Here is a 25,312-nt window from a genome sequence, read left to right as displayed (position 1 = left end):
ACGCTACGCCGATCGGCGCCTGACGAGACGGTCAGGAGACGAGCAGCTCCGCCGGCCGGGATGCCGCATAGCCGACGAGCGGCAGCGCACGCTCGGCAGCGAGGGCGATGCGCGCGTGGAGCACGTCGGAGGCGATCACGTAGCCGTCGAAGTCGGTGTCGCTGGCGTAGACACCCAGGGGCAGCGTCAGCGCCTGGAAGAACGCGAACAGCGGCCGCAGCTGGTGCTCGATGATGAGCGCGTGGCGTTCGCCGCCGCCGGTCGCCGCGAGCAGCACGGGCTTGCCGACGAGCTCGTACTGACCCACGAAGTCGAACAAGTGCTTGAAGAGGCCGGTGAAGGATGCGCGGTAGACGGGGCTGCCCACGATCAGCAGGTCTGCCGCCTCGATCGCCACCAGCTTCTCCTCGACGCGCGCCGGAAGCTGGTCGCGACGCAGCGCTCCTGCGAGCGACGGGCCGATGTCGGTGAGCTCGATGACCTCGATCTCGACCTCGGCGCGCTCGGCGATCGCCCCGGCGATCGCACGGATGAGCGCCGTGGTCTTGCTGGGCTCGTGCAGAGATCCGGAGACGGCGACGACGCGGTAGGGAGCTGTCATGCGGACGACGCTACTCACGACGACGCCCCGTGTCGCGGGAAGCGACACGGGGCGTCATCTGTCGACACGGAGCGTGTCAGTTCACGTCGTCGGGGTGCGATCCGACCCGACCAGAGCCGTCGAGCGGGTCGAGGGCGTCGATCGCCGCGACCTCGGCGTCGGTGAGCTCGAACCCGAACACGTCGAGGTTCTCGCGCAGGCGCTCGGCGCGCACCGACTTCGGGAAGACGATGAATCCGCGCTGCAGGTGCCAGCGCAGCACCGCCTGCGCGGGGGTGACGCCGTGCGCCGCCGCCGCCTCGGCCACCGCCGGCGTGCCGAACAGGTCGTACTTGCCCTGGCCGAGCGGGCCCCACGACTCGATGCGGATGCCGTGCTCGGTCGCCCAGTCGACGACGTCGCGCTGCTGGTAGGCCGGGTGCAGCTCGATCTGGTTGACCGCCGGCGTCACGCCGGTCTCGGCCACCACGCGCTCGAGGTGCGGAACGAGGAAGTTCGAGACGCCGATGCTGCGTGTCAGTCCTGCCTCGCGCAGCTCGATGAGCCGAGCGAAGGCGTGCACGTAGTCGTCCTTCGCCGGAGTGGGCCAGTGCACGAGGTAGAGGTCGACGACATCCAGCCCGAGCTTCTCGAGGCTCTCGCCGATCGCCGCACGCGGCTCGTCGTCGTGGTGGCGGTCGTTCCAGAGCTTGGTCGTGATGAACAGCTCGTCGCGCGGGATGCCGGAAGAGGCGATCGCCGCCCCGACGCCCTCTTCGTTGCCGTAGATGGCGGCCGTGTCGATGTGGCGGTAGCCGATCTCGAGCGCCTCGCTCACGGCGCGCTCGGTCTCGTCGGCCGGAACCTTGAACACCCCGTAGCCGAGCTGCGGGATGGAATGGCCGTCGTTCAGTTCGAGTGCAGGAATCGTCATGAATCCACCCTACGACCTGTGATGACAGGTCGACCAGGAGGAACCTCCGCCATCCTCGAGGCGACCCAGCCGACCAGCCTCTCGAGCGGGCCCCTCCCGAACAGGATCGACCACAGCGTGGTCGCGAGAAGCAGCGCGACGGCCGTCGCCAACCAGAAAGCGTTGCTCGAGAAGAAGCCGCCGGGTCCTGCCACGAGCGCGACCGAGACGACGTGCACGCTGTAGGCCGACAGGGGCATCGACCCCAACGCCCCGAGCGGAAGGAGCACCGCACGCAACGGCCCGCTGAGCAGCACGCACAGCGCGATGACCGACAGTGCGAACCCGCCCGAGCCGAGGATCTCGGCCGTTCCGCCGGAGTGCGGTTCGACGGCGAAGATCGCCCGGACGACGGCCCCTGCCGGATCCGCTGCGGCCAGCGCGTCGGAGTAGGTGCTCCACCCCGCGGCGGGCTCGCCGCCGAAGATCGCCGAGCCGGAGCCGAGGCGGGTGACTCCTCCGACGAGGCCCAGTCCGTAGCCGATGACCATGAGTCCGACGCCCGCGCCCAGCGTGATCGCCGCGGTCTCGAGCTTCTCGACACGCAGGCGCCCGAGCGCCATACCGGCGAAGACGAACGCGAGCCACGCGGTGATCGGATACGAGCCGTAGAGGACGAGGCTGACGCCCGCGCCGGTGGGGTTCAGGGTGAGTGCGGCGAGCAACGCGAGCAGCGCCGGTGCCGCGAGTGCCAGGATGCCGGCGGCGATCAGCAGCTTCCACGGCTGCCACCGGAGGAACGGGATGACGGCGACGTAGAGCAGTCCGTAGAGCGTGAGGATCACCGCGATCGGCGTGTTCAGCATCTCCAGCGCCAGACCGATCAGGAAGATGACCGCTCCGCGACCGATCAGCTGCAGGCGGAGGCTCGGCATCCGCTCGGGATCGGGCAGCACGCTGCGGCCGGTCATCAGGGCGATCGAGACGCCGGCGAGCACGGCGAACAGGATCGACGATCGCCCGTGCACCAGGTCGGTCCAGGTCGACAGGTCGAAGGGATCGAACGCCTCGGTCTCGCCGATGTGCGCTCCGGCCATGCCGAGGATCGCCAGCCCTCGGGCGACGTCGAGTCCGAGGATGCGCGGAGCCCGCCCGAACTCGTGGAACCACCGCGATGCGGGAGGAGGCTTCGACACAGTGCTCACGGATGAATCGTACGATGGGAGTTCTATGCCTTCCCCCGTGATCTTCTATCCTCCCGAGCTGCCGGTCAGCGCTGCGCGGGAGGAGATCGCCGACGCCATCCGCGACAACCAGGTCGTCATCGTGGCGGGAGCGACGGGCTCGGGGAAGACGACGCAGCTGCCGAAGATCTGCCTCGATCTCGGGCGCGAGCGCATCGCGCACACGCAGCCCCGACGACTCGCCGCCCGCACGATCGCCGAGCGCGTCGCCGAGGAGCTGCAGGTCGAGCTCGGCGGCCTCGTCGGATACAAGGTGCGCTTCACCGACAAGGTGTCCGACGACACGCGCATCGCGCTGATGACCGACGGCATCCTGCTCAATGAGATCCACCGCGACCGGCTGCTGCGCCGCTACGACACGATCATCATCGACGAGGCGCACGAGCGCTCGCTCAACGTCGACTTCCTGCTGGGATACCTCGTGCGGATCCTTCCCGAACGACCGGATCTCAAGGTGATCATCACGTCGGCGACGATCGATCCCGAGAGCTTCGCCCGACACTTCGCGACGCCCGAGGGTGTGCCCGCGCCGGTGATCGAGGTGTCCGGCCGCACCTTCCCCGTCGAGATCCGCTACCGCGAGCAGACGGAGGAGACCGAGGAGTCCGACGAGGTGACCGCCATCGTCGCGGCCCTCCGTGAACTCGACCGCGAGGAGCCGGGCGACGTGCTGGTGTTCCTGCCGGGCGAAGCCGAGATCAGGGATGCCGCCGATGCCGTGCGCGGCGCGTACGCGAAGGACCGCTCCCCCACCGAGGTGCTGCCGCTGTACGGCCGGCTGTCGGCGGCGGAGCAGCACCGGGTGTTCGAGAAGAGCCGCGTCGCCGGTGTGCGGCGCCGGGTCGTGCTCGCCACGAACGTCGCCGAGACCAGCCTCACCGTTCCCGGCATCCGCTACGTGATCGACACCGGCACCGCGCGCATCTCGCGATACAGCAACCGCTCGAAGGTGCAGCGGCTGCCGATCGAGGCGATCTCGCAGGCCTCCGCGAACCAGCGTTCGGGCCGCGCCGGGCGCACGAGCGACGGCATCGCGATCCGCCTGTACAGCGAGGAGGACTTCGACAAGCGCGCGGAGTTCACCGAACCCGAGATCCTGCGCACCTCGCTCGCCTCGGTGATCCTGCAGATGCTGTCGCTCGGCTTCGGCGACATCACCGCCTTCCCGTTCCTCACCCCGCCCGACTCCCGGGGAGTCAAGGCCGCCGTCGACCTGCTCACCGAGCTGGGCGCCGTCATCGGCAGCGGAGACGCACCTCGACTCACCCGCATCGGTCGAGACATCTCCCGAATCCCGATCGACCCCCGCTTCGCCCGCATGCTGATCGAGGCCGGACGCCCCGGCGGCGCCGACGTCACCCGTGACGTGCTCGCGATCGTCGCCGGAATGTCGATCCAGGACGTGCGCGAGCGGCCGTCGCAGGAGGCGCCGCAGAGCGTGCGCGACGAAGCCGACCGCATGCATGCGCGCTTCACCGACCCGACGAGCGACTTCCTGTCGATCCTGAACCTGTGGAACCACCTCCGGGAGCAGCAGCGCGAGCTCGGTTCGAGCGCCTTCCGTCGCCTGTGCCGTTCGGAGCATCTCAACTACGTCCGGGTGCGTGAATGGTTCGACGTGCACCGTCAGCTGCGGTCGCTCGTGCGGGAGAAGGACTCCTCGCGCGGGGGGACCGCGGATCCGGATGCGATCCATCGGGCTCTGCTCGCCGGACTCCTGTCGCAGATCGGCATCCTCGACGAGCGCAACACCGGCAAGGGCCTCGATCCGAAGAAGAAGAGGATGGCGGAATACCGTGGCGCCCGCGGCATCCGCTTCTCGATCTTCCCCGGATCCGCCCTGCGCAAGAAGGCCCCGCAGGCGGTCATGGCCGCCGAGATCGTCGAGACCTCACGCACCTACGCCCGCACGGTCGCCGCGATCGACCCCGCCTGGGCGGAGGCGCTCGCGGGCGATCTCGCGAAGCGCCAGGTCACCGAGCCGCACTGGTCGAAGGATGCCGGCGCGGCGGTCGCGTACGAGAAGGTGACGCTGTTCGGGGTCGAGATCATCCCCCGTCGCCGTGTGCAGTTCGCCCGCATCGACCGAGCGGCGTCGCGTGAGATGTTCGTGCGACACGCCCTCGTCGAGGGCGAATGGGATCCGACGCGCATCGACAAGCGGGTCAGCGCTTTCTGGCGCAGCAACGCCGAACTGCGCAAGCGCCTCGAGAAGCTCGAGGAACGTGAGAGGCGTCGCGACATCCTGGCCGGCGACGAAGCGGTGTTCCGCTTCTACGACGAGCGGATCCCGACCGACGTCTTCGACGTGCGCTCGTTCGAGAAATGGTGGCGCGACGCGCTGGCCGCGACCCCGAAGCTGCTCGTGATGCGCGAGGCCGACCTGCTCGACGACGAGAGCAGGGCCGATCAGAGCGAGTTCCCCACCCGGTGGACGCAGGGCGACCAGGTGCTCGGGCTCGCGTACCGTTTCGAGCCGGGGGCGGCCGACGACGGCGTGAGCGTCGTGATCCCGTTGCCTCTGCTCGCGCAGATCGAGGACAGGGGCTTCGACTGGCAAGTGCCGGGGCTGCGCGCCGAACTCGTCACCGGCCTGCTCCGCGCACTGCCCAAGGCGATCCGACGGCACGTGGTGCCTGCGGCCGATTGGGCCGACAAGTTCGGTGCCGAGCTCGCCGGAGACGGCCCCGAGTCGCACGGCGGCCTTCCTCATCGCACGCTCAAAGAGGCGCTGGCACGCCTCATCCAGCCGCTCGCGAATCAGCTCGTCTCGGCTGCCGACTTCGAAGACGATCGCGTGCCCGCGCACCTGCGGATGAACTTCCGCGCCGTCGACGAGCGCGGGCGCGTCGCGGGATCGAACCGCGACCTCAGTGCGCTGCAGGCCGAGCTCGCCGACCGTGCGCGCAGCAGCGTGGCCCGGTCGATCGCGACCCCGCCCCGCCGCCCCGGCCCCTCGAAGGGACCGCAGCCCGCTGCCGTCGCCACCTCGATCGAGAAGGACGGCCTCACCGCCTGGACGTTCGGCGACCTGCCCGAGGTGCTCGACACCCGCGTGGCCGGCGGAGTGGTGCGCGGGTACCCGGCGATCGTCGACCAGGGGAAGACCGTCTCGGTGCGCGTCGAGTCCACGGCGGATGCCGCCGCCACCGCCACGCGGGCGGGCGTGCTGCGCCTCGTGCTGCTCGGTGTGCCCTCGCCCTCGTCGTACGTGCAGCAGCACCTCACCAGCCAGGAGAAGCTCGCACTCGCCGCGTCGCCCTACCAGTCGGCCGCCGCGCTCATCGAGGACTGCCGGGCCGCGGTCGTCCAGAGCACGATCGATCGGCTGGCGCCGGGCGGCCTCGTGCGCACCGAGGCCGAGTTCGTGCGCGTGCGCGACGCGGTGTCGGCGTCGCTCGTCGACGACCTCTTCGCCTGCGTGTCGCTCGTCGCTCGCATCCTCACGAAGACCCGCGATGTCGAGCGCGGCATCCGTTCGCAGAACTCCCTCGCACTGCTCGGGCCGCTGAACGACATCCGCACGCAGCTCGCGGGACTCCTGCACCCCGGGTTCGTCTCGGCGGCAGGCGTCGAGCGCCTCACGCACTTCCCGCGATACCTCGACGGGATGCTCGAGCGGCTGAAGACGCTCGCGAACGAGCCCGGCAAGGACCGCACCCGCATGAGCGAGTTCGAGCGCATGGCGAAGGCCTTCGAGGATGCCGGGGGCGCGATCCCGCTGCCCGCCGACGCGCCGCCGGCCCTGGTCGAGACCCGCTGGCTGCTCGAGGAGTACCGGGTGAGCGTGTTCGCGCAGCGTCTCGGCACCGCGCAGCCCGTCTCTCCGCAGCGGATCATGAAGGTGCTGTCGTCTCGGGGGTAGCCTGAATCCATGGCTCGCGCGATCGTCTACACAGAGTTCGGTTCTCCTGATGTGCTGCACCTGATCGAGATCCCCGATCCGATCGCGCTCAGCGGCGAGGCCGTGGTGCGCATCGAGGCGGCGGGTGCCAACCCGATCGACGCCAAGCTGCGCAGCGCGAAGCGCCCCTCACCGCCGGTCACCGAGCCGCGTGCCGTCGGGTTCGACGGTGCCGGGGTCATCGAATCGCTCGGCGACGACGTCGACGGATTCGCGGTGGGCGACCGCGTCGCGATCCGCGACACCGTCGGCACCTACTCGAGCATGCTCGCCGTACCGGTCGACAAGCTCGTCGCGCTGCCCGATTCCGTCACCGCAGCGGAGGGTGCCGGCATCGGCATCCCCGCCGGCACCGCCTATCAGGCGCTCCGCTCGCTCGGAGTCACGGACGGCGACGTGCTGCTCGTGCACGGCGGTTCGGGCTCGGTCGGCCAGGCAGCCGTGCAGTTCGCCGTCGCCTGGGGCGCCACCGTCATCGCGACCGCCAGCCCGGCCCGACACGATCAGCTGCGTGACCTCGGTGCGATCCCGGTCGCATACGGAGACGGGCTGCTGGAGCGCGTACGCGAGGCCGCACCGGTCGGGGTGACGGTCGCGCTCGACTGCGCGGGGACCGATGAGGCCATCGAGGTGTCGCTCGAGCTCGTCGCCGACCGCGACCGCATCGCGACGATCGTCCGCGGCCCCGATGCCGCGTCGTTCGGCATCCGGGCGTTCTCGGGCGGTTCACCCGTGCCGCTCACCGAGCAGGAGCTCGCGTGGCGCGCGGAGGCCCTCGGCGCGACCGTCGACCTGCTGGCGGCGGGCGACTTCACGATCGAGCTCGGCCCCGAACTGCCGCTGAGCGAGGCGGCACACGCTCATGAGCTCATGGAGTCCGGAGCCGCCTCGGGCAAGATCGTGCTGATCCCGTAGGCCGCTCAGGACCAGACGCGGGCAGCCGTGGACGCCGTCGCCATGGAGAGGGAGTTCGCGGCGATCAGTCGGCGCGTGGCTTCGGCCAGCAACGCTCTCATGCTCTCGAGCGCGTTCGACCATTCCCGCTGGGCACGGTCATAGGCCCGTTGCGCTTCCCCGTCCCAGGTCGATTTCAGTAGCGTCGCCTCGGAGCCGAGGGCGTCGAGTTCGTGCTCGATGGCTTTCACGGTGAGCGCGAGCTCGGCGACGGTCTGTGCCACGGCGTCGTGACGAACAGCGACCTTCATCGTTCCTCCGAGAGTTCCAGTGCGAGGTCGAGCTCACGCAGGACGTAGGGCGGCGAGACGGCTTCGGTGAGGTAGAACGTGTAGAAGATCTCCGCGGCTTCGTCGGCGGTGAAGATCTCGTTCGAGAACACTCGTACCGCGCGGTCGTCGCTCATAGGGATGAGAGTGGTCGTGCCGTCAGCGGTCTCGGGCCGGCCGATCGTGTACAGATGGCTCTCCCCGTCGGCGCCGAGGAGCCGCGCTTCCACCGTCATCGCATCAGCCGAGCCCGCGGCCTGCATGAAGAATTCATTCGCCTGCTCGTGGTAGCCGTCGATCCTTGTGGGGTCAGCGCCGCGCCAGATCGAGTACGTGTAGTCCTTGCGGGCGTCCAGCCACTCCAGCGTGCGTCGGAGCCGTTCGGGAATCGTGAGATGCTCGTCGGCCAGCCAGCCGGTGCGACCGTCGTTCGCGGCCTGGACGAAGGGTCCATAGAGCGTCATCGTTCCTCCGAGAGTTCGTTGGAGAGATCCAGCTCGCGAAGCACGTAGGGCTGCGAGACGGCATCGGTGAGGTAGTACGTGTAGAAGATCACTGCGGCTTCGTCGGCGGTGAAGATCTCGTTCGAGAACACGCGCACCGCGCGGTCGTCGCTGATGGGGATGAGGGTGGTCGTGCCGTCTGCGGGCTCGGGCCGTCCGACCGAGTACAGGTGCGACTCACCGTCGGGGCCGGGAAGCCGCACCTCGACAGTCATAGCGTCCGCGGAGCCTGCGGCCTGCATGAACGAATCATCTGCCGGCACGCGGAATCCGATGGTGCTCGAAGGATCGGAGCCCGGCCAGATGATGTACGTGTACTTACCGTCGCCGTCAAGATGTCCCAGCATGAGGCGCAGGTGATCGGGGATCGGGCGATAACCGTCCGTCACCCACCCCCGCATCCCGCTGGGAGACTGCTCGCCGTGCGTAAACGGTGCTCTCATGGAATGTCCTTACTGTCCACCCGTGTGAGGAGGATGTCCTCGCCGTCCATCTTTCCGTGCGCTGGTGTACCCGCGTTCACAACGTCATCGAACTGTCGCTGCGTGCTTCCTGGCCTGTTGTATGCCTCGATAGCACTGCCGGACTTCACCTCCACACCCGTATAGGTATTCGGCCCGTCGGTATTCTTCACAAGCCCGTCGTAGAAGCGCCCATTCTGCGGAGAACCCTCGTAGTCGACTTTGATCTTCGAGCGGATCACCTCGACTTCGAAGTCTTGGGCATACTCCGTGAGGCCGATCTTCTCTTTATCAACCCACAGCGGATCCTTCTGGCCATTCGCGAACGTCCCCGCGTCGTCGCGTCCATCGCCGCGGTCGAGGCCGCGGACTCGGTCGCTGACGCCGTAGCTCTCGGTGAGCCATCGGCCGGCGGCGTCGCCCATCATCGTCGCGCCTGCACCGGCCACTCCGACTCCGGCGACGACCAGTGCGGGCGAACCTGCCAGCGCACCGGCTCCGGTGACGGTGATGGCCCCGCCTCCGGCTGCCAGCGCCGCGCCGCCGAGGAAGGTGGCAGCGCCGCCCAGGAGTTCGAGGATGATGTCGGGGTGCTCCCAGAGCGTCTGCGCCGAGATCGCGAGCATGTCCATCGTGGCTCGGAACGGCTGGACGACAACGAGGTTGACGATCACCTCGGTCGTCGCGTGCTGTGTTCGTGTCGCGGCCTCCGCGTCGGTCAGCGGAATCCGCGCCGCATCCGCGGCATCGTCCAACCGGATCGCGCAGTCGCGCGCATAGACCTCGAGAGTCGCCCGGGCGTTGAACAGGACCTCCCGCGCTTCATCGTGTGCAGGACCTGACGGATCGACGAAGGGCACGTCGGCCTCGGGGTGCCGGAGCCCTTGCCCGACGCGCAACTCCCGCACGTGTGCACGGTGGGCGGCCAGCGCCGCAGCAGCCTGTTGCTCTGCCTCGTTCCAGAGAGTGATCGCACGGTCGGCTTCGTCCTGCGCCCACTGCAACGCGTCGGCCCACGTGAACAGTACGCTCGCACCCGCGCGGAGCGCCTCGCCCGCATGCTTCCAGTGCAGCAGCTGCCGCTCGAACCGGTCGAGGTAGGCGTCGTAGGCAGCGCCTCTCCACGTGCCGTCGTCATCCAGCGTGGCGAGGTCATCGCGTACACGGGTCGCTTCAGCGCCACGAGCCTTCCACGCTTCCGCGGTCGCCCTGACCTCGGACGCCGAGCCCGGCACGAGGTCCGCCGCCGACTGGGTCTGCCCCAGCTCCATCAGTCGTCCCAGATCATCGCGTCGACTTCGACCTTCGCCGCATCGGTGCCTTCGTCGAAGATCCGAGCGGTCGTGCTCAACCTGTCTGCGAAGTCTTCGGTGTCGGCCACACGGACGCAGAGCCCGTCGGACCATGCGCTGCTGAAACGCGTCGCGGCTGCGACGACCCACTCGTGTCCGGCGTCAGCAGGCTTCGCGGCATCGGACGAGCCCAACTCGCCGACGATGCGACGCGCCTTCGACGCCATCGCACGCAGCACGTCGGTATCGACTTCGTAGAATGCTCCGCCCGCGACTGCCATGCGTCGACGTTAGCAAGCGATACGTCGTCATATGGAGACAGCAATAAGTATGCCGATACTCTCGCAAAAGGACACCAGCCCACCCCCGACGGTGACACGTCAGAGGTGGGCCGGTGCTGATCTCTCGACCGATCAGGCAGGCGCGACCGGCCTCCCGATCGACAGCATCAGACGGTTCGCCCAATTGAAGAACGCGGCGCCGTGGATCACGTCGGCGATCTCGAGGTCGTCGAGTCCCGCCGCCCGCAGCCGGGCGATCTCGTCGGCGCCGAAGGTGCTGGGCGTGTCGGTCAGGGCGACGGAGGCCGCGACGACCGCGTTCCACCGCTCCCCGAGGTCGGCGTCGACTCCCTGATCCAGCAGGAGATCGACGTCGTCGACCCGCTTGCTGTGGTGCGCCGCGAAGCGCGAGTGCACCGAGGCGCAGAACACGCAGCCGTTGTGACGCGAAGCCGCGGTCGCCGAGAGCTCGCGCTCGGCCCGGGGAAGACCCTCCTTGGCGTTGTAGAAGATGTCCTTGTCGACGAGCGTGCGCGCCTTGAGCACCTCGGGGTCGCGCGCCAGCAGCCGGAAGTAGTCGTTCTTCGCCCGAGAGGCGTCGACGAGACCGTCGTAGTGGCGCTCGGTCAGCTCCTCCTCCGCGAGCGGCGGCAGATGCGGGGTCCACCCCACCTCGGCTCGCGTGAACGCCTCGGGGTGCGGTGCGTCATCGCGCAGAAGCTCGGTCATGCTGCCTCCTCCTCGGAGTCGGATGCCGCGGCGATGCCGGCGGCGGAGAGAACCCTCAGTCCCGTGATGACGCGCTGCTGGAACGCGAGGAACGAGACGAGCTGCGAGAGGGTGACGATGCCGTCGGCCGACCACCCCGCATCCACCAGCCGCTGGATGTCGACGGCCGCGGATTCGCGCGGCCGGAACACGAGCAGGTGCGTGTGCGCGAGCGCGGCGGCGACCCGCCCGCCGAGCGCCTCTGCGACCTCGGACGACGGCGCGTAGCGCTCGCCCTCGGTGTTCTCGCCCTGCAGTCCCGCTTCGGTGTACGAGCCGAAGGGCCCGGTCACCGCGGCGTTCGTGGCCTCGGCGATCACGACGGTGGCGCGCTGCGGGTCCACAGCCAGGGCCCGGTCTGCGTAGAACTCGGCCGTCGCATCCGCGTCGCCGGCGAGGCGCGTCGCGAACGCGGCGATCAGCTCGCGCTCGGCCTGCGACACCTCCTCCGTCGACACCGGCGCGAAGAGCGCGTCGAAGCTCGCCTGCAGCTGCTCCCTGGTGACGGGCCGACGGCGCCGCAGCGCATCGAGCTCGGGCGTCACCCCTACGATCTGATCGACGATGTCGGTGGTCATGCCTTCTCCTTGATGGTGTCGGTGAGGGTGTATCCGAGAGCGGGGGCGACGTGCTCTGCGAAGAGCTCGATCGAGCGCAGCACGTGCTCGTGCGGGGCGTCGACCGAATGCACCTGGAACGCGACCTCGGTCGCCCTGTCGAGCGTGGCGTCTGCGGCGAGGGACTCGGCGACCTCCTCCGGGGTGCCGAGGTGGGTGTCGAGGGCCACGATCAGCTCATCGAGGGTGTCGCCGGGGATCGTCTGGCCCTGTCGGCGGAACCCCTCGGCGGCACGACGCAGCCCGACCTCAGCGAAGCGCAGGGCCTCCGCGCGGTCATCCGCGACGAACACGGTGCGCGAGGCGGTGACACGCGGGGCGACGCCGTCGGGGAGAGCCTCGAGGTACGCGTCGATGATCGGATCCTGCAGCGCCGAGAGCGGGGCGTGCAGCGCGTCCGTCGACCGCGGCTGAGTGCGCGAGAGCAGGAGGCCATGCCCGTGGATGCCGGCGCGATGGCCGCCGGGGGCCGAGAAGGTCGCCTGCCAGATGCGGTCGCCGAGAGTGCCGGCATCCGGATAGAGGGTGTTGTCGGCGCCGATGTCCCGCCCCGCGAGCGCGTCGAGCAGCAGTCGCAGCTTGCGGTCGTAGGTCGGCGCCTTCTCGCGCACGTCCTCACCGAACGGCACGAAGGACGAGGGGGTTCCGCCGCTGCCGAGCCCCAGGTCGATGCGTCCGCCCGAGAGCAGGTCGGCGACCACCGCATCTTCGGCGACACGCACCGCATCTTCGAGCGGCAGCGTGACGACCCCGGTGCCGAGACGGATGCGCGAGGTCTGCGCGGCCACGTTGGCGAGATAGACGAGTGGCGAGGGCAGGCCGCCCTCCGCGGCGCGGAAGTGGTGCTGTGCGACCCAGGCGCGACCGACGCCGTGCCGTTCGGCGTGCCGGATCTGCTCGGTGGCCAGCGCGTAGCGCTCGGCGGGCGACGCGTCGTCGAGCAGCCGGGTGAAGAAGGCGATCGTGGGTGCGGTCATGCGGGCTGCTCCGTTCGTCCGGGGACGGCCGCGAGCAGCTCCCGGGTGTAGTCGTGCTGGGGGTCGTGGAAGAGCTCCTCGGTGACGCCTTCCTCGACGATCCGCCCGCGGCGCATCACCGAGACGGTGTGACTGATCCTGCGCACCACGGCGAGGTCGTGCGAGATGAAGAGGTAGGTGAGACCGAGTTCGGCCTGCAGCGAGGTGAGCAGTTCGAGGATGCGCGCCTGCACCGTGACGTCGAGGGCCGACACCGCCTCGTCGAGCACGACGATCTCGGGGTCGATCGCGAGGGCCCTGGCGATCGCGACCCGCTGTCGCTGGCCACCCGAGAGCTCACGCGGTGTGCGCTGCGCGAGGTCGCTCGGCAGCGACACCCTGTCGATCAGGGCGAGCGCCCGATCCCTGCGGTCGGAGCGGGAGCCCACCCCGAAGTTCTGCAGCGGCTCGGCGATGATGTCGACGACCTGCTGTCGCGGATCCAGCGATGCGAAGGGGTTCTGATAGACGAGCTGGATGCGCCGGCGCAGCGCGCGCAACCGCTGGCCCGACAGCCCTGTTACGTCTTCGCCGTCGATCTCGATGGCCCCGGCATCCGGTTCATGGAAGCGCGTGATGAGGCGCGCGGTGGTCGTCTTGCCCGATCCGGACTCGCCGACCAGCGCGTGCGTCGTGCCCCGGCGCACCCGGAACGACACGTCGTCGACGGCCCGGAAACGCTCACGCCCCGCGACCCTGAACTCCTTGACGAGACCGCTCGCGGTGATCGCGAACGGGTTCTCGGCCGCGACCGCTGCGGCATCCCGCAGGAAGGGCGGAGCCTCGGGGCGGCGGAACCCCGTCGTGAACGCCGGGGCGTCGGCGAGGAGCTGCTTCGTGTATCCGTCCGAGGGTGCCGCGAGCACCTGGGCGCTCGCTCCCTGCTCGACGATGCGGCCGTCCTTCAGCACGACGAGCCGTTGGGCGCGGTCGGCCGCGACGCCGAGGTCGTGGGTGACCAGCAGGATGCTCGTGCCCTCCTCTCGACGCAGCTCGTCGAGCAGATCGAGCACCTTGCGCTGGACGGTCGCGTCCAAAGCGCTCGTGGGCTCGTCGGCGATCAGCAGCCGTGGCCGCAGCGCGATGGCCGAGGCGATCAGCACACGCTGGCGCATACCGCCCGAGAGCTCGTGCGGGTACTGCCGCGCTCGGAGGTCCGGATCATCGATACCGACCCGGTCGAGGAGCTCGATCGCCCGCGCGCGCCGCGAGCGACGATCGCGGTGGCCGTGCAGCTTCAGCACCTCTTCGACCTGGGCGCCGATCGGGCGCACGGGATCGAGCGAGGTCACCGGGTCCTGCGGCACGAGTCCGATCTCCGGACCCCGGATGCCGCGCAGTGCGCGATCCGTCCAGCCCGAGATGTCGAGCTCGCCGAGGCGCACCGTGCCGCCGTCGACCCTGCCACCCTCGGGCAGCAGGCCGAGCAGGGCGTGCGCGGTGGTGGACTTGCCCGATCCCGATTCGCCCACGAGCGCGAGTGCCTCTCCCTCGGCGATCTCGAAGGAGACCCCGTGCACCACCTCCCGGCGACCGGCTCGGGTGGCGTACGAGACGGCGAGGCCGTCGACGGTGAGCACGCTCATCGCGGGTTCCTTCCGATGCGGTGCGAGATGCGGTTGGCGCTGAGCACGACGACGACCACGATGAGTCCTGGCAGTGCCGTGAGCCACCAGGCGGTCGCGATGTAGTTGCGTCCCTCGGCGATCAGCAGCCCCCATTCGGGGGTGGGTGGCGGAGCACCGTAACCGAGGAATCCGAGGGTCGAGATCGCGAGGATCGCGGTGCCGAACTGCAGGGCGGCGAGCGCGACGATCGGCGTGAGCGAGTTCGGCAGGACATGGCGACGGAGCACCGTGAAGAAGGTGCCCCCGCTGCCGTACGCCGCCTCGACGTATTCGCTGCGGCGCACTCTGGCGACCTCCGACCGCATCAGGCGGGCGAAGGCGGCGACGCTGCCGAGGCCCACGGCGATCGCGGCGTTCACCGTGCCGAAGCCGAGGAGGATGATCACCGACAGCGACAGCAGCAGGCCGGGGATGGCGAGCAGCACGTCGACGACGCGCATCAGGATGTCGTCGACGACGCCGCCGATCGCGCCGGCGATCGCACCGAGGATCGTCCCGAGCGCGAGGCCCACGGTGACGGCGATGAGCGCTCCCGAGAGCGAGTGCACGGCGCCGTGGACGACGCGGCCGAACAGGTCGCGACCGAGCGTGTCGGTGCCGAAGAGATGCGCCGCGCTCGGTGGCAGCAGCTTGTCGGCGGGGGTGCCGGTGAGAGGGTCGCCGGGTGCGAAGACCCCGGGGATCAGCGCCCAGAGCACGGCGAGCGAGACGACGGCGATCGCGAGGTAGAGCCCCCACGGCAGAGCGAGCAGTCCGCGCACGCGTCGAGGCGATCGGGTGAGCGTTGCGGCATCCTGCTGCGGTGTCTCGGGCGGGGTGTCGACGGATGCGGCCACGGCGGCGACGGTCATGCCGATGCTCCTGACTTCGAGAGGGCGCGCTGGCGCGGATCGATCAGCGGGGTGACGAGGTCGACGGCGAAGCTGATGAGCACGAAGCCGAGGGCCGACAGCAGCACGACGCCCTGCAGCACCGGGATGTCCTGGTTCGACACGGCCTGCTCGGTGAGGCGGCCGATGCCGGTGCGACCGAACACGGTCTCGGTGACCACGGCCCCTCCCACGAGCTCGCCGAACAGCACCCCGGCGATCGTGAGCGTCGGCAGGGCCGCGTTGCGCGCGACCGACCGGGTGAGCACCCACGACGGCGGCGCGCCCTTGGCACGGACGACGGTGATGAACGGCTGCGCCTGCACCTGATCGATGGCGCGCACCAGCACCTGGGCGAGCGGAGCGGAGATCGGCACGGCGAGGGTCAGCACGGGAAGGACGAGCCCGGCGACAGGGTCGGCGCCGACGATCGGCACCCACCCGAGACCGAACGAGAAGACCTGGATCAGCAGGATGCCGAGCCAGAACACCGGCACCGCGACGAACAGCCCCGGCACCTGACGGATGCCGTCGCGCAGCCACGCGAACGGCGCGAGAGACGAGAGCCCTGCGACGAGCACGGCGATCAGCAGCGCGACCACGAGCCCCAGCGACGCGAGCAGCACGGTCGACGGCAGTGCCTCGGCGAGCATCTCCAGCACCGGGGTGCCGAACTGTGTCGAGTAGCCGAAGTCACCGGCCGCGAATCCGAGACCTGCGTGCACGTACTGCTGCCACCATGGCAGATCGGTGCCGTAGGTGGCGCGGATGCCGTCGAGCTGCTCCGGCGACAGCCCGAGGCTGGGGTCGGAGAACTTGATCAGGATCGCATCCCCCGGCAGCAGCTGCAGGAGGAAGAAGGTGGCCGTGAAGGCCGCGATCAGAACGATCGCGGCCTGCCCGGCTCGTCGGAGGACGAAGCTCATCGGTGCACCGTCTCAGTCATGCTCAGTGCTCGGCGAGCCAGACGCCCGAGAAGGTGGGGCGACCGACCGACTCGAAGTCCACGCCGTGCACGTAGGTGGCGGCGCCGTAGACCTGCGGCTCCTCGAACAGCGGGATGACGTAGGCCTGCTCGGCGATGTAGTCCTGCACGGCCTGCGAGGCCGCCGCTCGCTTCTCGGTGTCCGGCTCCGAGGCGACCGCCTCGAGCAGGGCGTCGAGCTCGGCGTCGTTCGAGATCAGCGCGTCACGGTTCTTCGTGTAGTACTGGCTCTTGATCACGTCGAAGTCGGCGCGGCCGACCATCGAGTGGTAGAAGCCCGTCTTGAGCGGGTCACGGGTGTCCTCGGCATACGACCCGGCATCCGCCGGCTTGACCGTGAGCTCCACGCCGACCTTCGCGAGCTGCTGGGCGACGAGCTCGAGCGTCTGCTTCGACAGCGGTTGCGGTGCGGCCTCGTACACGGTGATCGCGAGGCGCTCGCCGTCCTTCTCGCGGATGCCGTCGGCCCCGGCCGTCCAGCCCGCCTCGTCGAGCAGCTTCTCGGCCTTGTCGGGGTCGTATGCGTAGTGCTCCGACTCGTCCTTGTATCCGAGCGCCTCCTGCGACAGCACCGAGGTCGCGACGGGGTAGTTCTCGGTGAACAGGGTGTCGACGACCTCCTGGGCGTCGACCGCGGCGACGAGCGCCTGACGCACCCTGATGTCGCTCAGCAGCGGGTTCTCGGGACGCAGCGAGATGGAGTTGTTCACGCCACGGGTCTGCGGTGCGTACAGCGTGAAGCCCGAGCTCTCGACCCGGTCCTCGTCGAAGGCCTGCACGTAGCGGACGTAGTCGGCCTGACCCGCGAGCAGCGATCCGATGCGCACGGAGTCCTCGGGGGTGACGAGCACGTGCACGGCGTCGACGTACGGACGGCCCTGGTTCTCGGCGCTCTCCGGCGCCCACGCGTAGTCCTCGCGGGCGGTGAGGGTGAACTCTGTGCCCAGCTTCTCGTCGGTGAGGGTGAAGGGCCCGGCGCCGATGATCTCCTCGGCGTTGCCCGCCCCGAAGTCTTCGATGGTGCCGTCGAGCGTCTCGGGCGAGAGCAGGCCGGAGTTGATGGTCGACGTCGCCTGCAGGAACCCGGGGGCCGGGGCCGAGAAGCGGAAGGTGACCGTGTCGTCGTCGACGACCTCGCTCGAGGCGTAGTTGTTGATCGCCTCGGAGACCGTGAGGCCGCGCTCGGGGTCGCCGAGGCCGTACGTGTCGAAGTTCTTCGCCACGGCCGCGGCGTCCAGCGGCGTCCCGTCCGAGAAGGTGACGTCGGGTCGCAGGTCGAACGTGTACTCGGTGGCGTCGTCGTTCACGGTCCAGGCCGAGGCGATCCACGGCTCGATCTCGAGCGAGTCGGGGTTCTGCCACGTCAGGCGCGCGGCGATGTTGTTGACCACGCCTCCGTTCGGGTAGAACCCGGCCTGCGGCGGGTAGAGGTTCGTGAAGGTCTGGTGCTCCAGATAGGTCAGCGTTCCCCCGGTGACGGGGTCGCCCGCGTCGGCGGAGGCGCCGCTCGGGGCCGGCGAGGACGCGCAGGCGGCGAGTCCCGCCGCGAGGACGAGCGGAAGCGCGACGGCGGCTGCGCGGATGAGACGGCGGTTCATGCGGGTCCTCCTGGACGGGATGCTGTGGTTCGGTGTGCGGGTGAACGTCACGCTAGGGACTCTCACGGTCGTGACGCGAATGGGGTCGTCATGTGCGGACCCGGCCTGTCACGAGGCGTCATGACGGGTCACCAGACGCAATCCGACGTAATGGATGACGCGGTTCAGCGGACGAGAAGCGATGATGCGGCACGCTGCTCGCTGCCGACCTCGACGCCGACGCCGAGACGGTCCCGCAGCGGGGTGGGCGCTCCGTCGCTGCGACCGAGCAGGCCCCGTCGACGCAGTTCGGGCGCGGCGAGGCGGGTGAAGGCCTCGAACTGTGCGGGCTGGAACGCGGAGAGCACGTTGAACCCGTCGGCTGCACCCTGGTCGCGCCAGGTCTCGAAGTGGTCCGCGATCGTCGCGGCGTCGCCGACCACGAATGCGGCAGGCACGGCATGGGCCGCGACGAGGTGGCGCCAGGTCAGCGCCGTCTCGCCGTCATCCCCGACGCGGAGTCCGGCGATGAGTCGCAGGCGCTCGATCAGCGCCTGCCCTGCCTCCCCGAGGCGCCCGGCCTGATCGCGGGTCACGACCTCGTCGAAGCCGGCGGAACGCAGCGGTTCGTCGGCGCCGACGCCCAGGGCGTCGGCCAGCGCGACGACCGATCTGTTCGCGGGGAATGCCGTGCGGGACGACTGATGCCCCTCGTCGAGCGGGACGAGCGCGAGCAGCCGTTCGACGATGCGGTGAGCGTCGGCATCCGTCGGTGCGACCACAGGAAGCACGGGCGCGATCACCGCCAGCCCCTCGGGCGCGCGGCCTGATCGGAGCGCGATGTCGCGCAGCTGCCGCCGGGTGGCGATCGCATCGGCGATGTTCGGGGCGGCGATGAGCGCGAGGTCGGCCTCGGTCGCGGCGAGCGCGCGCGACCGCGGCGAAGTGCCCGCGTGCACGAGAGGGATCCGCCCCTGCGGGGGGCGGGCGACGTTCAGCGGTCCGGAGACGCGCACGTGCTCGCCCCGGAGGTCCGCACCCCGGAGCCCGTCCGGGTCGATGAGCACGCCGCGTGCGGCATCCGCGATCCAGGCGTCCTCGCTCCACGAGTCCCACAGACGGCGCAGGGCGACGACGAACTCCTCGGCGCGGTCGTATCGGCTCTCGTTGTCGGCGTGCGCTTCGCGACCGTGGTTGCCCGCGGCTCGTGGCTCGGCTCCGGTGACGAGGTTGACGCCGGCGCGACCGCCTGTCAGCAGGTCGAGGGATGCGAGCGAGCGCGCCGTCGCATACGGATCGGCGTAGGTCGTGTTCACCGTCGCGATGAGGCCGATGCGAGAGGTGACCCCGGCGAGGTACAGCACGGCGCTCACCGGGTCGATCCGCGCGAGCAGGTACGGGTCGCGGAATTCGAGGTCCGGCCCGGTGGCCAGCCAATCACCGAAGAACAGGTAGTCGAGCCCCGCGTCCTCTCCCTCTCGCGCGATGCGACGGAGGATCTCGGCATCGGCCGAGGGGTCGCGATGCGCGCCCGGCTGACGCCAGCCGGAGGGATACGCGCCGAGAGTGCGCACCATGGCGCCGATGATGAGGGGTTCGGTCATGCACCCGAAAGTATGAGCGAGCTCGGCAGCGGGCCAATCGGCGGGGAAGCGCAGCGAAACGGATCGCAACACGGCGACACATCCTCCCCGAGTGTCGGAGCCCGATCGGAGGATGGGACCATGACCTCGACCTCCTCCCCCGCGCTCTGGGCACCGCGGTGCTGACCGCATGACCGAGTTCGCCACGAAGCGCCTGTCGGCCGGGCTGGAGGATCCGAGCGATCTGATCGCCGACCTCGACCGCGCGTTCGCGCTCGTCTGAACGGCATCCGTTCCGGCCGCCCCCGGATGCCCTGGTCTGAACACCCCGTGCTCAGCCTCCACCCCCTACGCTGAGATGATGACTGGTCTTCGTTGGGGAATCCTCGCGACCGGCGGCATCGCCGGCGCGTTCGCATCCGATCTGCGCACCGCCGGGCTCGATCTCGTGGCGGTCGGCTCGCGCTCGCAGGAATCGGCCGACGCCTTCGCCGCCCGCTTCGACATCCCGCGCGCGCATCCCTCGTACGAGGCGCTCGTCGCCGACCCCGAGGTCGACATCATCTACGTCTCGACCCCGCACCCGATGCATCATGAGAATGCCCGCCTCGCGCTCGAAGCCGGCAAGCACGTGCTGGTCGAGAAGGCGTTCACCCTCAACCACTCGGAGGCGGAGGACCTGCAGCGTCTGGCCGCCGACCGGGGTCTGCTCGCGATGGAGGCGATGTGGACGCGCTACCTGCCGCACATGGCCCGCATCCGCGAGATCATCGCCGCCGGGACCCTCGGTGAGATCCGCGCCGTGAGCGCCGACCACACCCAGCTGCTCCCCTCCGACCCCGAGCACCGCCTCAACGCCCTCGAGCTCGGCGGCGGTGCCCTCCTCGACCTCGGGATCTACCCGATCTCCTTCGTGTGGGACATCCTCGGCGCCCCGACCGGCATCCACGCCGTCGGGCGCCTGATCGAGACCGGAGCGGATGCCGAGGTCGCCACCGTCATGACCCACGACGGCGGAGCGATCTCGACGACGCTCTCGTCGTCGCGTGCCGCGGGCCCCAACGCGGCGAGCATCATCGGCACGACGGCGCGCATCGACCTCGACCGCGTCTGGTACACCCCCACCACGTTCCGCGTCGTGCAGCCGGACGGCACGGTCGTCGAGGAGTACGTGTCGGAGGTCGACGGTCGCGGCATGCAGTACCAGGCCCTCGCGGCCGAGCGCCTCGTGGGCGACGGCGTGCTCGAGGGCGACATCCTGCCGATCGCCGAGAGCGTCGCGATCATGGGCACCCTCGACGAGATCCGCGCGCAGATCGGCGTGCGCTACCCGCGCGAAGGAGTGAACCATGGCTGAGGCCACCGACGCCCGCGTCGCCGTCTACCTGGACTTCGACAACATCGTCATCTCCTGGTACGACCGTGTGCACGGACGGAACGCCTATGGCAAGGACCGCCAGCGGATCACCGAGAACCCGACCGATCCGGAGGTCACGGAGCGGCTGTCCCGCGCGATGATCGAGGTCGGCGCGATCATCGACTACGCGGCCTCCTTCGGCACGCTCGTGCTCACCCGGGCGTACGCCGACTGGTCGTCGCCCGTGAACGCGGTCTACCGGTCGCAGCTCGTGGCCCGCGCCGTCGACCTCGTGCAGCTGTTCCCGGCCGCCGCCTACGCGAAGAACGGCGCGGACATCCGCCTCGCCGTCGACGCGGTCGAGGACATGTTCCGTCTGCCCGACCTCACGCACGTCGTGATCGTCGCCGGAGACAGCGACTACGTCCCGCTCGCACAGCGCTGCAAGCGTCTGGGTCGCTACGTCATCGGCGTCGGCGTCGCGGGGTCCACCGCGAAGTCCCTCGCCGCCGCGTGCGACGAGTTCGAGGCGTACGACTCGCTTCCCGGTGTGGTGCGCCCGAGCAAGACCGCGCCCGCGCCCGTCGTCACCGTTCCCGAGGTCGCCGTCGAGCCTGTGGCCGAGCCGGCCGCCGAGCCCGCCGCGAAGGCCAAGTCGCGACCGCCGACGAAGGCCGCCAAGGCGAAGGCCGCCGCAGCGGCGGCGACCGCTGCGGCACCGTCGTCGTCCGCGAAGCTCGACGAGCACGGAGAGGGCACCGAGCAGGGCGAGGCGACGGAGCTGCTGCATCGCGCGCTGCGCCTCGGGCATGACAAGGCCGATGCCGACGAGTGGCTGCACAGCTCGGCGGTGAAGACGCACATGCGTCGCATGGACCCGTCGTTCAGCGAGAAGGCCCTCGGCTACCGCTCGTTCTCGGACTTCCTCAAGTCGCGCGAGAGCATCGCGGAGCTCGAGGAGACCGGCCACGAGCGCCTGGTGAAGCTGCGCGACTCGGTCTGATCCGCGCCGCCGGTCACGTCGTCACTCCTCGAAGTCATACTCCTGGAACGCCGCGACCTCGGGCACCCAGCGTTCCGAGACGAACGCCGTGTGCGCGGGGTGCGCGTCGTAGGCGCGGTACGCATCGCGGTCGCGGAACACCATCGAGAACTGATGCTCGAGGTCGCTCTTCGGGCTCACCTGGCGACGGATCGTGAAGTCCTCGACACCGGGGATCGACGTGAGCACCGATCTGCCCGTCGCGAGGAACTCGCGCTCCTCGGGGCTGCCCGCCTCGTGCACGAGGCGGAAGACGACGGTGTGCTGGATGGTCATGCGGGATCTCCGGTCTGCTGGCTGCTGAAGGCGTCGTCGAACGCGGCGGTGGGCACGGGCCAGAGCAGCGACCGCACGTAGGCGAGGGCCTCCGGCGCGCCGTGCAGGCGGTCCATTCCCGCGTCCTCCCATTCGATCGAGATGGGGCCGTCGTATCCGATCGCCTCGAGCGCGCGGAACGCGTCCTCCCAGGGCACGTCGCCGTGGCCGGTCGAGACGAAGTCCCACCCGCGTCGCGGGTCGCCCCACGGCAGATGCGATCCGAGCACGCCCGCACGCCCGTTGTGCGGTCGCATCCGGGTGTCCTTGCAGTCCACGTGGTAGATCCGGTCGGCGAAGTCGACGATGAACCCGACGGGATCGATGTTCTGCCACATCATGTGCGACGGGTCCCAGTTGAATCCGAACGCCCCACGGTGCTCGATCGCCTCCAGCGCCCGCACGGACGACCAGTAGTCGTAGGCGATCTCACCGGGGTGCACTTCGTGCGCGAACCGCACGCCCTCGCCGTCGAACACGTCGAGGATCGGGTTCCAGCGCGCGGCGAAGTCCTCGAACCCGCCTTCGATGACGGATGCCGGTACCGGCGGGAACATCGCCACATAGGGCCAGATCGATGAGCCGGTGAACCCGACGACGGTGTCGACGTCGAGCTTGCGCGCGACCCGCGCCGCCCGCTTCATGTCGTCCGCCGCACGGGCGCGCACGCCCTCGGAGTCGCCGTCGCCCCACACGTAGTCGCGCAGGATCGCCTGGTGACGGAAGTCGATGGGGGCGTCGCACACCGCCTGGCCCGCGAGATGGTTCGAGATCGCGAAGATCTGCAGACCGTGCCGGTCGAGGATCTCGCGGCGCGAGGCGACGTAGGCGTCGTCCTCGTCGGCTCGCCGCAGGTCGAGATGGTCCCCGGATGCTGCGACCTCGAGGCCGTCGTATCCCCACTCGGCCGCCAGCCGGGCGACCTCCTCGAACGGCAGATCGGCCCACTGGCCGGTGAACAGGGTGACCGGGTGCGTGGTCATGGACACTCCTTCGTATCGCGTGACGGGTCAGGTGCCGAGCGCTCTCAGCGCCTGGATGCTGCGGGCCGCGAGCTCGTCCTGGCTCGCCGCGAGTGGTCGCCAGACGGATGCGGCGACGGCTATCGTCGCGTTCTCGCCCGTGAAGCTCTCCAGCCCGAGCGGCCCTCGATAGTCCGCATCGTCGAGGGCACGGAGGATCTCCGGCCAGTCCGTGTGGTCGTCGCCCACGGCGCCCCGATCGCTGCCGCACACCTGCACGTGCGCGATCGCCGAGCCCGCCGCGCGGATGGCCTCCGCGGGCTTCTTCTCCTCGATGTTCAGGTGGTAGGTGTCGAGCGCGAGCCCGACGCCTGCGCCGAGCAGCGGTGCGAGCGCGTCGAGGCTCTGCTCGACCGTGTTGAGCACGCTCGTCTCGTAGCGGTTGAGCGGTTCGACGGCCAGGGTGATCCCGGCGGAGGCGGCCTCGGCCGCGACCGGCTCGAGGTTCGTGCGCAGCTCGCGCACCACTCGCGAACGGTCCTCGACGGACATCCGCCAGGTAGCCCCGGTGGGTGCGTAGAAGGGACCGGCGACCACCGCGGAACCGAGCGTCGCGGCCGCCGCGATGCACGAGCGCAGGTAGTCCTGCGTGCCCCCCACATCACCGGCCTGCGCCAGCAGCGAGCGCCGAGGGCCCATGGCCCCGACGACGATCGCGGCGAGGCCGAGGTCGTCGAGCACGTCGCGGGCTCGTGCCGGATCCCAGTCCCCGACGCTCTCGAGCGGAAGCTCGAGCGCCTGATACCCCATCCCCGCCGCCTTCCGCGCGAGCGGCTCGAGAGTCGCGTCGGTCAGTGGAGACGTCCACACCCACGTGTTGACGGCGATCGTGCGAGGCATCCTGCTCCTTCGGGGATGACGCGAGTGCTCCCACCCTCCCATCCGCGAGGCGCAGAGGGGAAGGGTGGGAGCATCACCGCGGGTTACGGGATCTGGCGTTCCTGCCAGACGGTCGGGTAACCGGGAAGGTTCTCGCCGCCGAACTTCGCGTAGTGTCCGTCCGGCATTCCCTCGTTGGCGGCGAGGTAGTCGTCGAGCTCTGCTTCGGTGATCGGCTTCTGCGGGAGCACCCACTCCTTCGGAACCTCTTCGCCGGCGAAGATCATCTGCGCGGCGAGCAGCGGCGTGCGCCACTGGAAGTTCGAGTACACCGGGGCGAGGCCCGTGAGACCCGTGTCCTTCCACTTGCGGAGGAAGCTCATCTCGTCCTCGCCGGTCATCACCGGGTAGTCGGCGCCGGCATCTTCGAAGGCTTCGATCGCGGCGACAGCGCCGTCACCGGCATCCATCCAGATTCCCTGCACGTCGCCCTTGGCGAGCTCGTCGCTGATGATGCTCTTGATCTCCGCGGGGTCGGCGCCCGTGAAGTAGTCCACGGCCTCGATCCCCGCCTCGTCGAAGAGCTTCTCCGCAGCGGCCCACCGGTGCTCGAGCACGTCGACTCCGGGGAGGATGCGCAGCGCCACGACCTTGTCGCCCTCTTCGAGGTTGTCGATGAGGAACTCGGCCGTGTCGATGCCCCACGCGAATCCGCCGATCGGGTGGATGAACGTGACCGGGCAGTCGGTGTCGACGCCGCGGTCGAACACGATCACCGGCTTGCCGGTCTCGCATGCGCGCTCGACGGCCGGCGTCATCGCCGCGGTGCTGTTGGGCGAGATGAGGAAGACGTCGCAGCCGCCCTCGGAGATGAAGTAGTCGATGTCCGCGATCTGCGTGTCATCCGAATCCTGCGCGTCGCGGGTCTCCATCTCGCTGATCGCACCGGCCTCCTGCAGCGACTTGAGCTGCTCGTTCATCGTGATCCAGCCCGTCTGCCGCCACGGGTTCGAGATCGAGGCGTTCGCGAAGCAGGCCTTCTTGGGCCCCTCGCTGGCGAACTCCGACGTGTCGACCATCTCGGCGTTGATGTGCTGGAGATACGGCTCGGTCTCCGGCCCCTGGGGCTCGACACCCCGCTCCTCCATCTGCTTGTCGAACAGCTCCTGGTCGAACCATTCGGTGGTCTCGGCCGACTCCTCCGGGTTCTCCGACTCCGCCGGCGCCACGGACGGGTCTGTCGTACACCCGGCGAGCGCGATGAGGCCGAAGAGAGCCACCCCTGCGGTGGCGATCTTCATCGATCGTCGCAT

24 protein-coding genes are annotated in these 25,312 nt (G+C 69.7%); 4 read left to right on the top strand and 20 right to left on the bottom strand.

Going from position 1 to position 25,312, the window contains the following annotated elements; translation table 11 throughout:
* Nucleotides 1-31: 31 nt before the first annotated feature.
* From msuE to QRN21_RS12020, 3 genes are all read right to left on the bottom strand, one after another.
* A complete protein-coding gene (msuE, locus tag QRN21_RS12030) occupies nucleotides 32-601 on the bottom strand; it encodes an FMN reductase (protein ID WP_053099190.1) in 570 nt (189 codons plus the stop codon).
* Between the two features lie 76 nt (nucleotides 602-677).
* Complete coding sequence (locus QRN21_RS12025) at nucleotides 678-1,514, bottom strand: aldo/keto reductase (RefSeq protein WP_053097128.1); 837 nt, start codon at nucleotides 1,512-1,514, stop codon at nucleotides 678-680.
* Nucleotides 1,511-2,698: a heparan-alpha-glucosaminide N-acetyltransferase domain-containing protein gene (locus QRN21_RS12020; RefSeq protein ID WP_285364216.1), complete on the bottom strand. Its 1,188-nt coding sequence runs from the start codon at nucleotides 2,696-2,698 to the stop codon at nucleotides 1,511-1,513. Before QRN21_RS12020 ends, QRN21_RS12025 begins: the two co-directional genes overlap by 4 nt.
* Nucleotides 2,699-2,723: 25 nt before the next feature.
* Here QRN21_RS12020 and hrpA point away from each other — a divergent pair, with 25 nt between their 5' ends.
* Both hrpA and QRN21_RS12010 read left to right on the top strand, forming a co-directional pair.
* Nucleotides 2,724-6,602 carry an ATP-dependent RNA helicase HrpA gene (gene hrpA, locus QRN21_RS12015; RefSeq protein ID WP_285364215.1) on the top strand — a complete coding sequence of 1,293 codons (3,879 nt, stop codon included), beginning with the start codon at nucleotides 2,724-2,726 and terminating at the stop codon, nucleotides 6,600-6,602.
* 9 nt (nucleotides 6,603-6,611) lie between these two features.
* Nucleotides 6,612-7,556 carry a quinone oxidoreductase family protein gene (locus tag QRN21_RS12010; RefSeq protein WP_285364214.1) on the top strand — a complete coding sequence of 315 codons (945 nt, stop codon included), beginning with the start codon at nucleotides 6,612-6,614 and terminating at the stop codon, nucleotides 7,554-7,556.
* Between the two features lie 5 nt (nucleotides 7,557-7,561).
* Here the strand turns inward: QRN21_RS12010 and QRN21_RS12005 are convergent, their stop codons facing one another.
* The 13 genes from QRN21_RS12005 to QRN21_RS11945 all read right to left on the bottom strand — a co-directional run bounded on the left by QRN21_RS12005 (nucleotide 7,562) and on the right by QRN21_RS11945 (nucleotide 19,465).
* Nucleotides 7,562-7,846 carry a WXG100 family type VII secretion target gene (locus tag QRN21_RS12005; protein WP_285364213.1) on the bottom strand — a complete coding sequence of 95 codons (285 nt, stop codon included), beginning with the start codon at nucleotides 7,844-7,846 and terminating at the stop codon, nucleotides 7,562-7,564.
* Complete coding sequence (locus QRN21_RS12000) at nucleotides 7,843-8,328, bottom strand: hypothetical protein (RefSeq protein WP_072591568.1); 486 nt, start codon at nucleotides 8,326-8,328, stop codon at nucleotides 7,843-7,845. The genes QRN21_RS12005 and QRN21_RS12000 overlap by 4 nt, the downstream gene beginning before the upstream one ends.
* Nucleotides 8,325-8,810 (bottom strand): hypothetical protein, encoded by a 486-nt coding sequence (locus QRN21_RS11995; protein WP_187250524.1) that lies wholly within the window; start codon nucleotides 8,808-8,810, stop codon nucleotides 8,325-8,327. The genes QRN21_RS12000 and QRN21_RS11995 overlap by 4 nt, the downstream gene beginning before the upstream one ends.
* Nucleotides 8,807-10,099, bottom strand: a complete 1,293-nt coding sequence (locus QRN21_RS11990; RefSeq protein WP_285364212.1) for a putative T7SS-secreted protein — start codon at nucleotides 10,097-10,099, stop codon at nucleotides 8,807-8,809. Before QRN21_RS11990 ends, QRN21_RS11995 begins: the two co-directional genes overlap by 4 nt.
* Nucleotides 10,099-10,401, bottom strand: a complete 303-nt coding sequence (locus QRN21_RS11985; RefSeq protein WP_187250526.1) for a hypothetical protein — start codon at nucleotides 10,399-10,401, stop codon at nucleotides 10,099-10,101. Before QRN21_RS11985 ends, QRN21_RS11990 begins: the two co-directional genes overlap by 1 nt.
* A gap of 132 nt (nucleotides 10,402-10,533) precedes the next feature.
* On the bottom strand, nucleotides 10,534-11,130 hold the full coding sequence (locus tag QRN21_RS11980; protein WP_285364210.1) for an alkylhydroperoxidase domain protein: 597 nt from the start codon (nucleotides 11,128-11,130) through the stop codon (nucleotides 10,534-10,536).
* Nucleotides 11,127-11,747, bottom strand: coding sequence for a CMD domain protein (locus tag QRN21_RS11975; RefSeq protein WP_285364208.1), 621 nt, complete (start codon nucleotides 11,745-11,747; stop codon nucleotides 11,127-11,129). The genes QRN21_RS11980 and QRN21_RS11975 overlap by 4 nt, the downstream gene beginning before the upstream one ends.
* The gene (locus QRN21_RS11970) at nucleotides 11,744-12,763 is read right to left on the bottom strand and encodes a putative FMN-dependent luciferase-like monooxygenase (RefSeq protein ID WP_230100347.1); all 1,020 of its coding nucleotides are present in this window, start codon (nucleotides 12,761-12,763) and stop codon (nucleotides 11,744-11,746) included. The genes QRN21_RS11975 and QRN21_RS11970 overlap by 4 nt, the downstream gene beginning before the upstream one ends.
* Entirely contained in the window at nucleotides 12,760-14,388 is a 1,629-nt protein-coding gene (locus QRN21_RS11965) for a dipeptide ABC transporter ATP-binding protein (protein ID WP_056279969.1), read from the bottom strand. The genes QRN21_RS11970 and QRN21_RS11965 overlap by 4 nt, the downstream gene beginning before the upstream one ends.
* The gene (locus tag QRN21_RS11960) at nucleotides 14,385-15,281 is read right to left on the bottom strand and encodes an ABC transporter permease (protein ID WP_285364206.1); all 897 of its coding nucleotides are present in this window, start codon (nucleotides 15,279-15,281) and stop codon (nucleotides 14,385-14,387) included. Before QRN21_RS11960 ends, QRN21_RS11965 begins: the two co-directional genes overlap by 4 nt.
* Nucleotides 15,278-16,225: an ABC transporter permease gene (locus QRN21_RS11955; protein WP_053097150.1), complete on the bottom strand. Its 948-nt coding sequence runs from the start codon at nucleotides 16,223-16,225 to the stop codon at nucleotides 15,278-15,280. Before QRN21_RS11955 ends, QRN21_RS11960 begins: the two co-directional genes overlap by 4 nt.
* A gap of 22 nt (nucleotides 16,226-16,247) precedes the next feature.
* Nucleotides 16,248-17,882 carry a TIGR04028 family ABC transporter substrate-binding protein gene (locus QRN21_RS11950; protein WP_285364205.1) on the bottom strand — a complete coding sequence of 545 codons (1,635 nt, stop codon included), beginning with the start codon at nucleotides 17,880-17,882 and terminating at the stop codon, nucleotides 16,248-16,250.
* Between the two features lie 164 nt (nucleotides 17,883-18,046).
* Nucleotides 18,047-19,465, bottom strand: coding sequence for an NtaA/DmoA family FMN-dependent monooxygenase (locus tag QRN21_RS11945; RefSeq protein WP_285364204.1), 1,419 nt, complete (start codon nucleotides 19,463-19,465; stop codon nucleotides 18,047-18,049).
* 340 nt (nucleotides 19,466-19,805) lie between these two features.
* Between QRN21_RS11945 and QRN21_RS11940 the strand changes: the two genes are divergently transcribed.
* The gene (locus QRN21_RS11940; protein WP_056279965.1) at nucleotides 19,806-20,801 is read left to right on the top strand and encodes a Gfo/Idh/MocA family protein; all 996 of its coding nucleotides are present in this window, start codon (nucleotides 19,806-19,808) and stop codon (nucleotides 20,799-20,801) included.
* Nucleotides 20,794-21,804 carry an NYN domain-containing protein gene (locus QRN21_RS11935; RefSeq protein WP_053097157.1) on the top strand — a complete coding sequence of 337 codons (1,011 nt, stop codon included), beginning with the start codon at nucleotides 20,794-20,796 and terminating at the stop codon, nucleotides 21,802-21,804. The genes QRN21_RS11940 and QRN21_RS11935 overlap by 8 nt, the downstream gene beginning before the upstream one ends.
* A gap of 21 nt (nucleotides 21,805-21,825) precedes the next feature.
* Here QRN21_RS11935 and QRN21_RS11930 read toward each other — a convergent pair whose 3' ends face one another.
* The 4 genes from QRN21_RS11930 to QRN21_RS11915 form a co-directional block, all read right to left on the bottom strand.
* Nucleotides 21,826-22,119 carry a Dabb family protein gene (locus tag QRN21_RS11930; protein ID WP_285364203.1) on the bottom strand — a complete coding sequence of 98 codons (294 nt, stop codon included), beginning with the start codon at nucleotides 22,117-22,119 and terminating at the stop codon, nucleotides 21,826-21,828.
* A complete protein-coding gene (locus QRN21_RS11925; protein ID WP_285364202.1) occupies nucleotides 22,116-23,141 on the bottom strand; it encodes a sugar phosphate isomerase/epimerase family protein in 1,026 nt (341 codons plus the stop codon). Before QRN21_RS11925 ends, QRN21_RS11930 begins: the two co-directional genes overlap by 4 nt.
* 27 nt (nucleotides 23,142-23,168) lie before the next feature.
* Complete coding sequence (locus QRN21_RS11920; protein ID WP_285364200.1) at nucleotides 23,169-24,020, bottom strand: sugar phosphate isomerase/epimerase family protein; 852 nt, start codon at nucleotides 24,018-24,020, stop codon at nucleotides 23,169-23,171.
* A gap of 83 nt (nucleotides 24,021-24,103) precedes the next feature.
* Nucleotides 24,104-25,312: a substrate-binding domain-containing protein gene (locus QRN21_RS11915; protein WP_285364199.1), complete on the bottom strand. Its 1,209-nt coding sequence runs from the start codon at nucleotides 25,310-25,312 to the stop codon at nucleotides 24,104-24,106.

This window comes from Microbacterium sp. LMC-P-041 (genome assembly GCF_030209555.1).
Classification (GTDB): Bacteria; Actinomycetota; Actinomycetes; order Actinomycetales; family Microbacteriaceae; genus Microbacterium.
The sequence above is the reverse complement of the archived record's forward strand: the minus strand, read 5'-3'. Positions and strand labels throughout refer to the sequence as shown.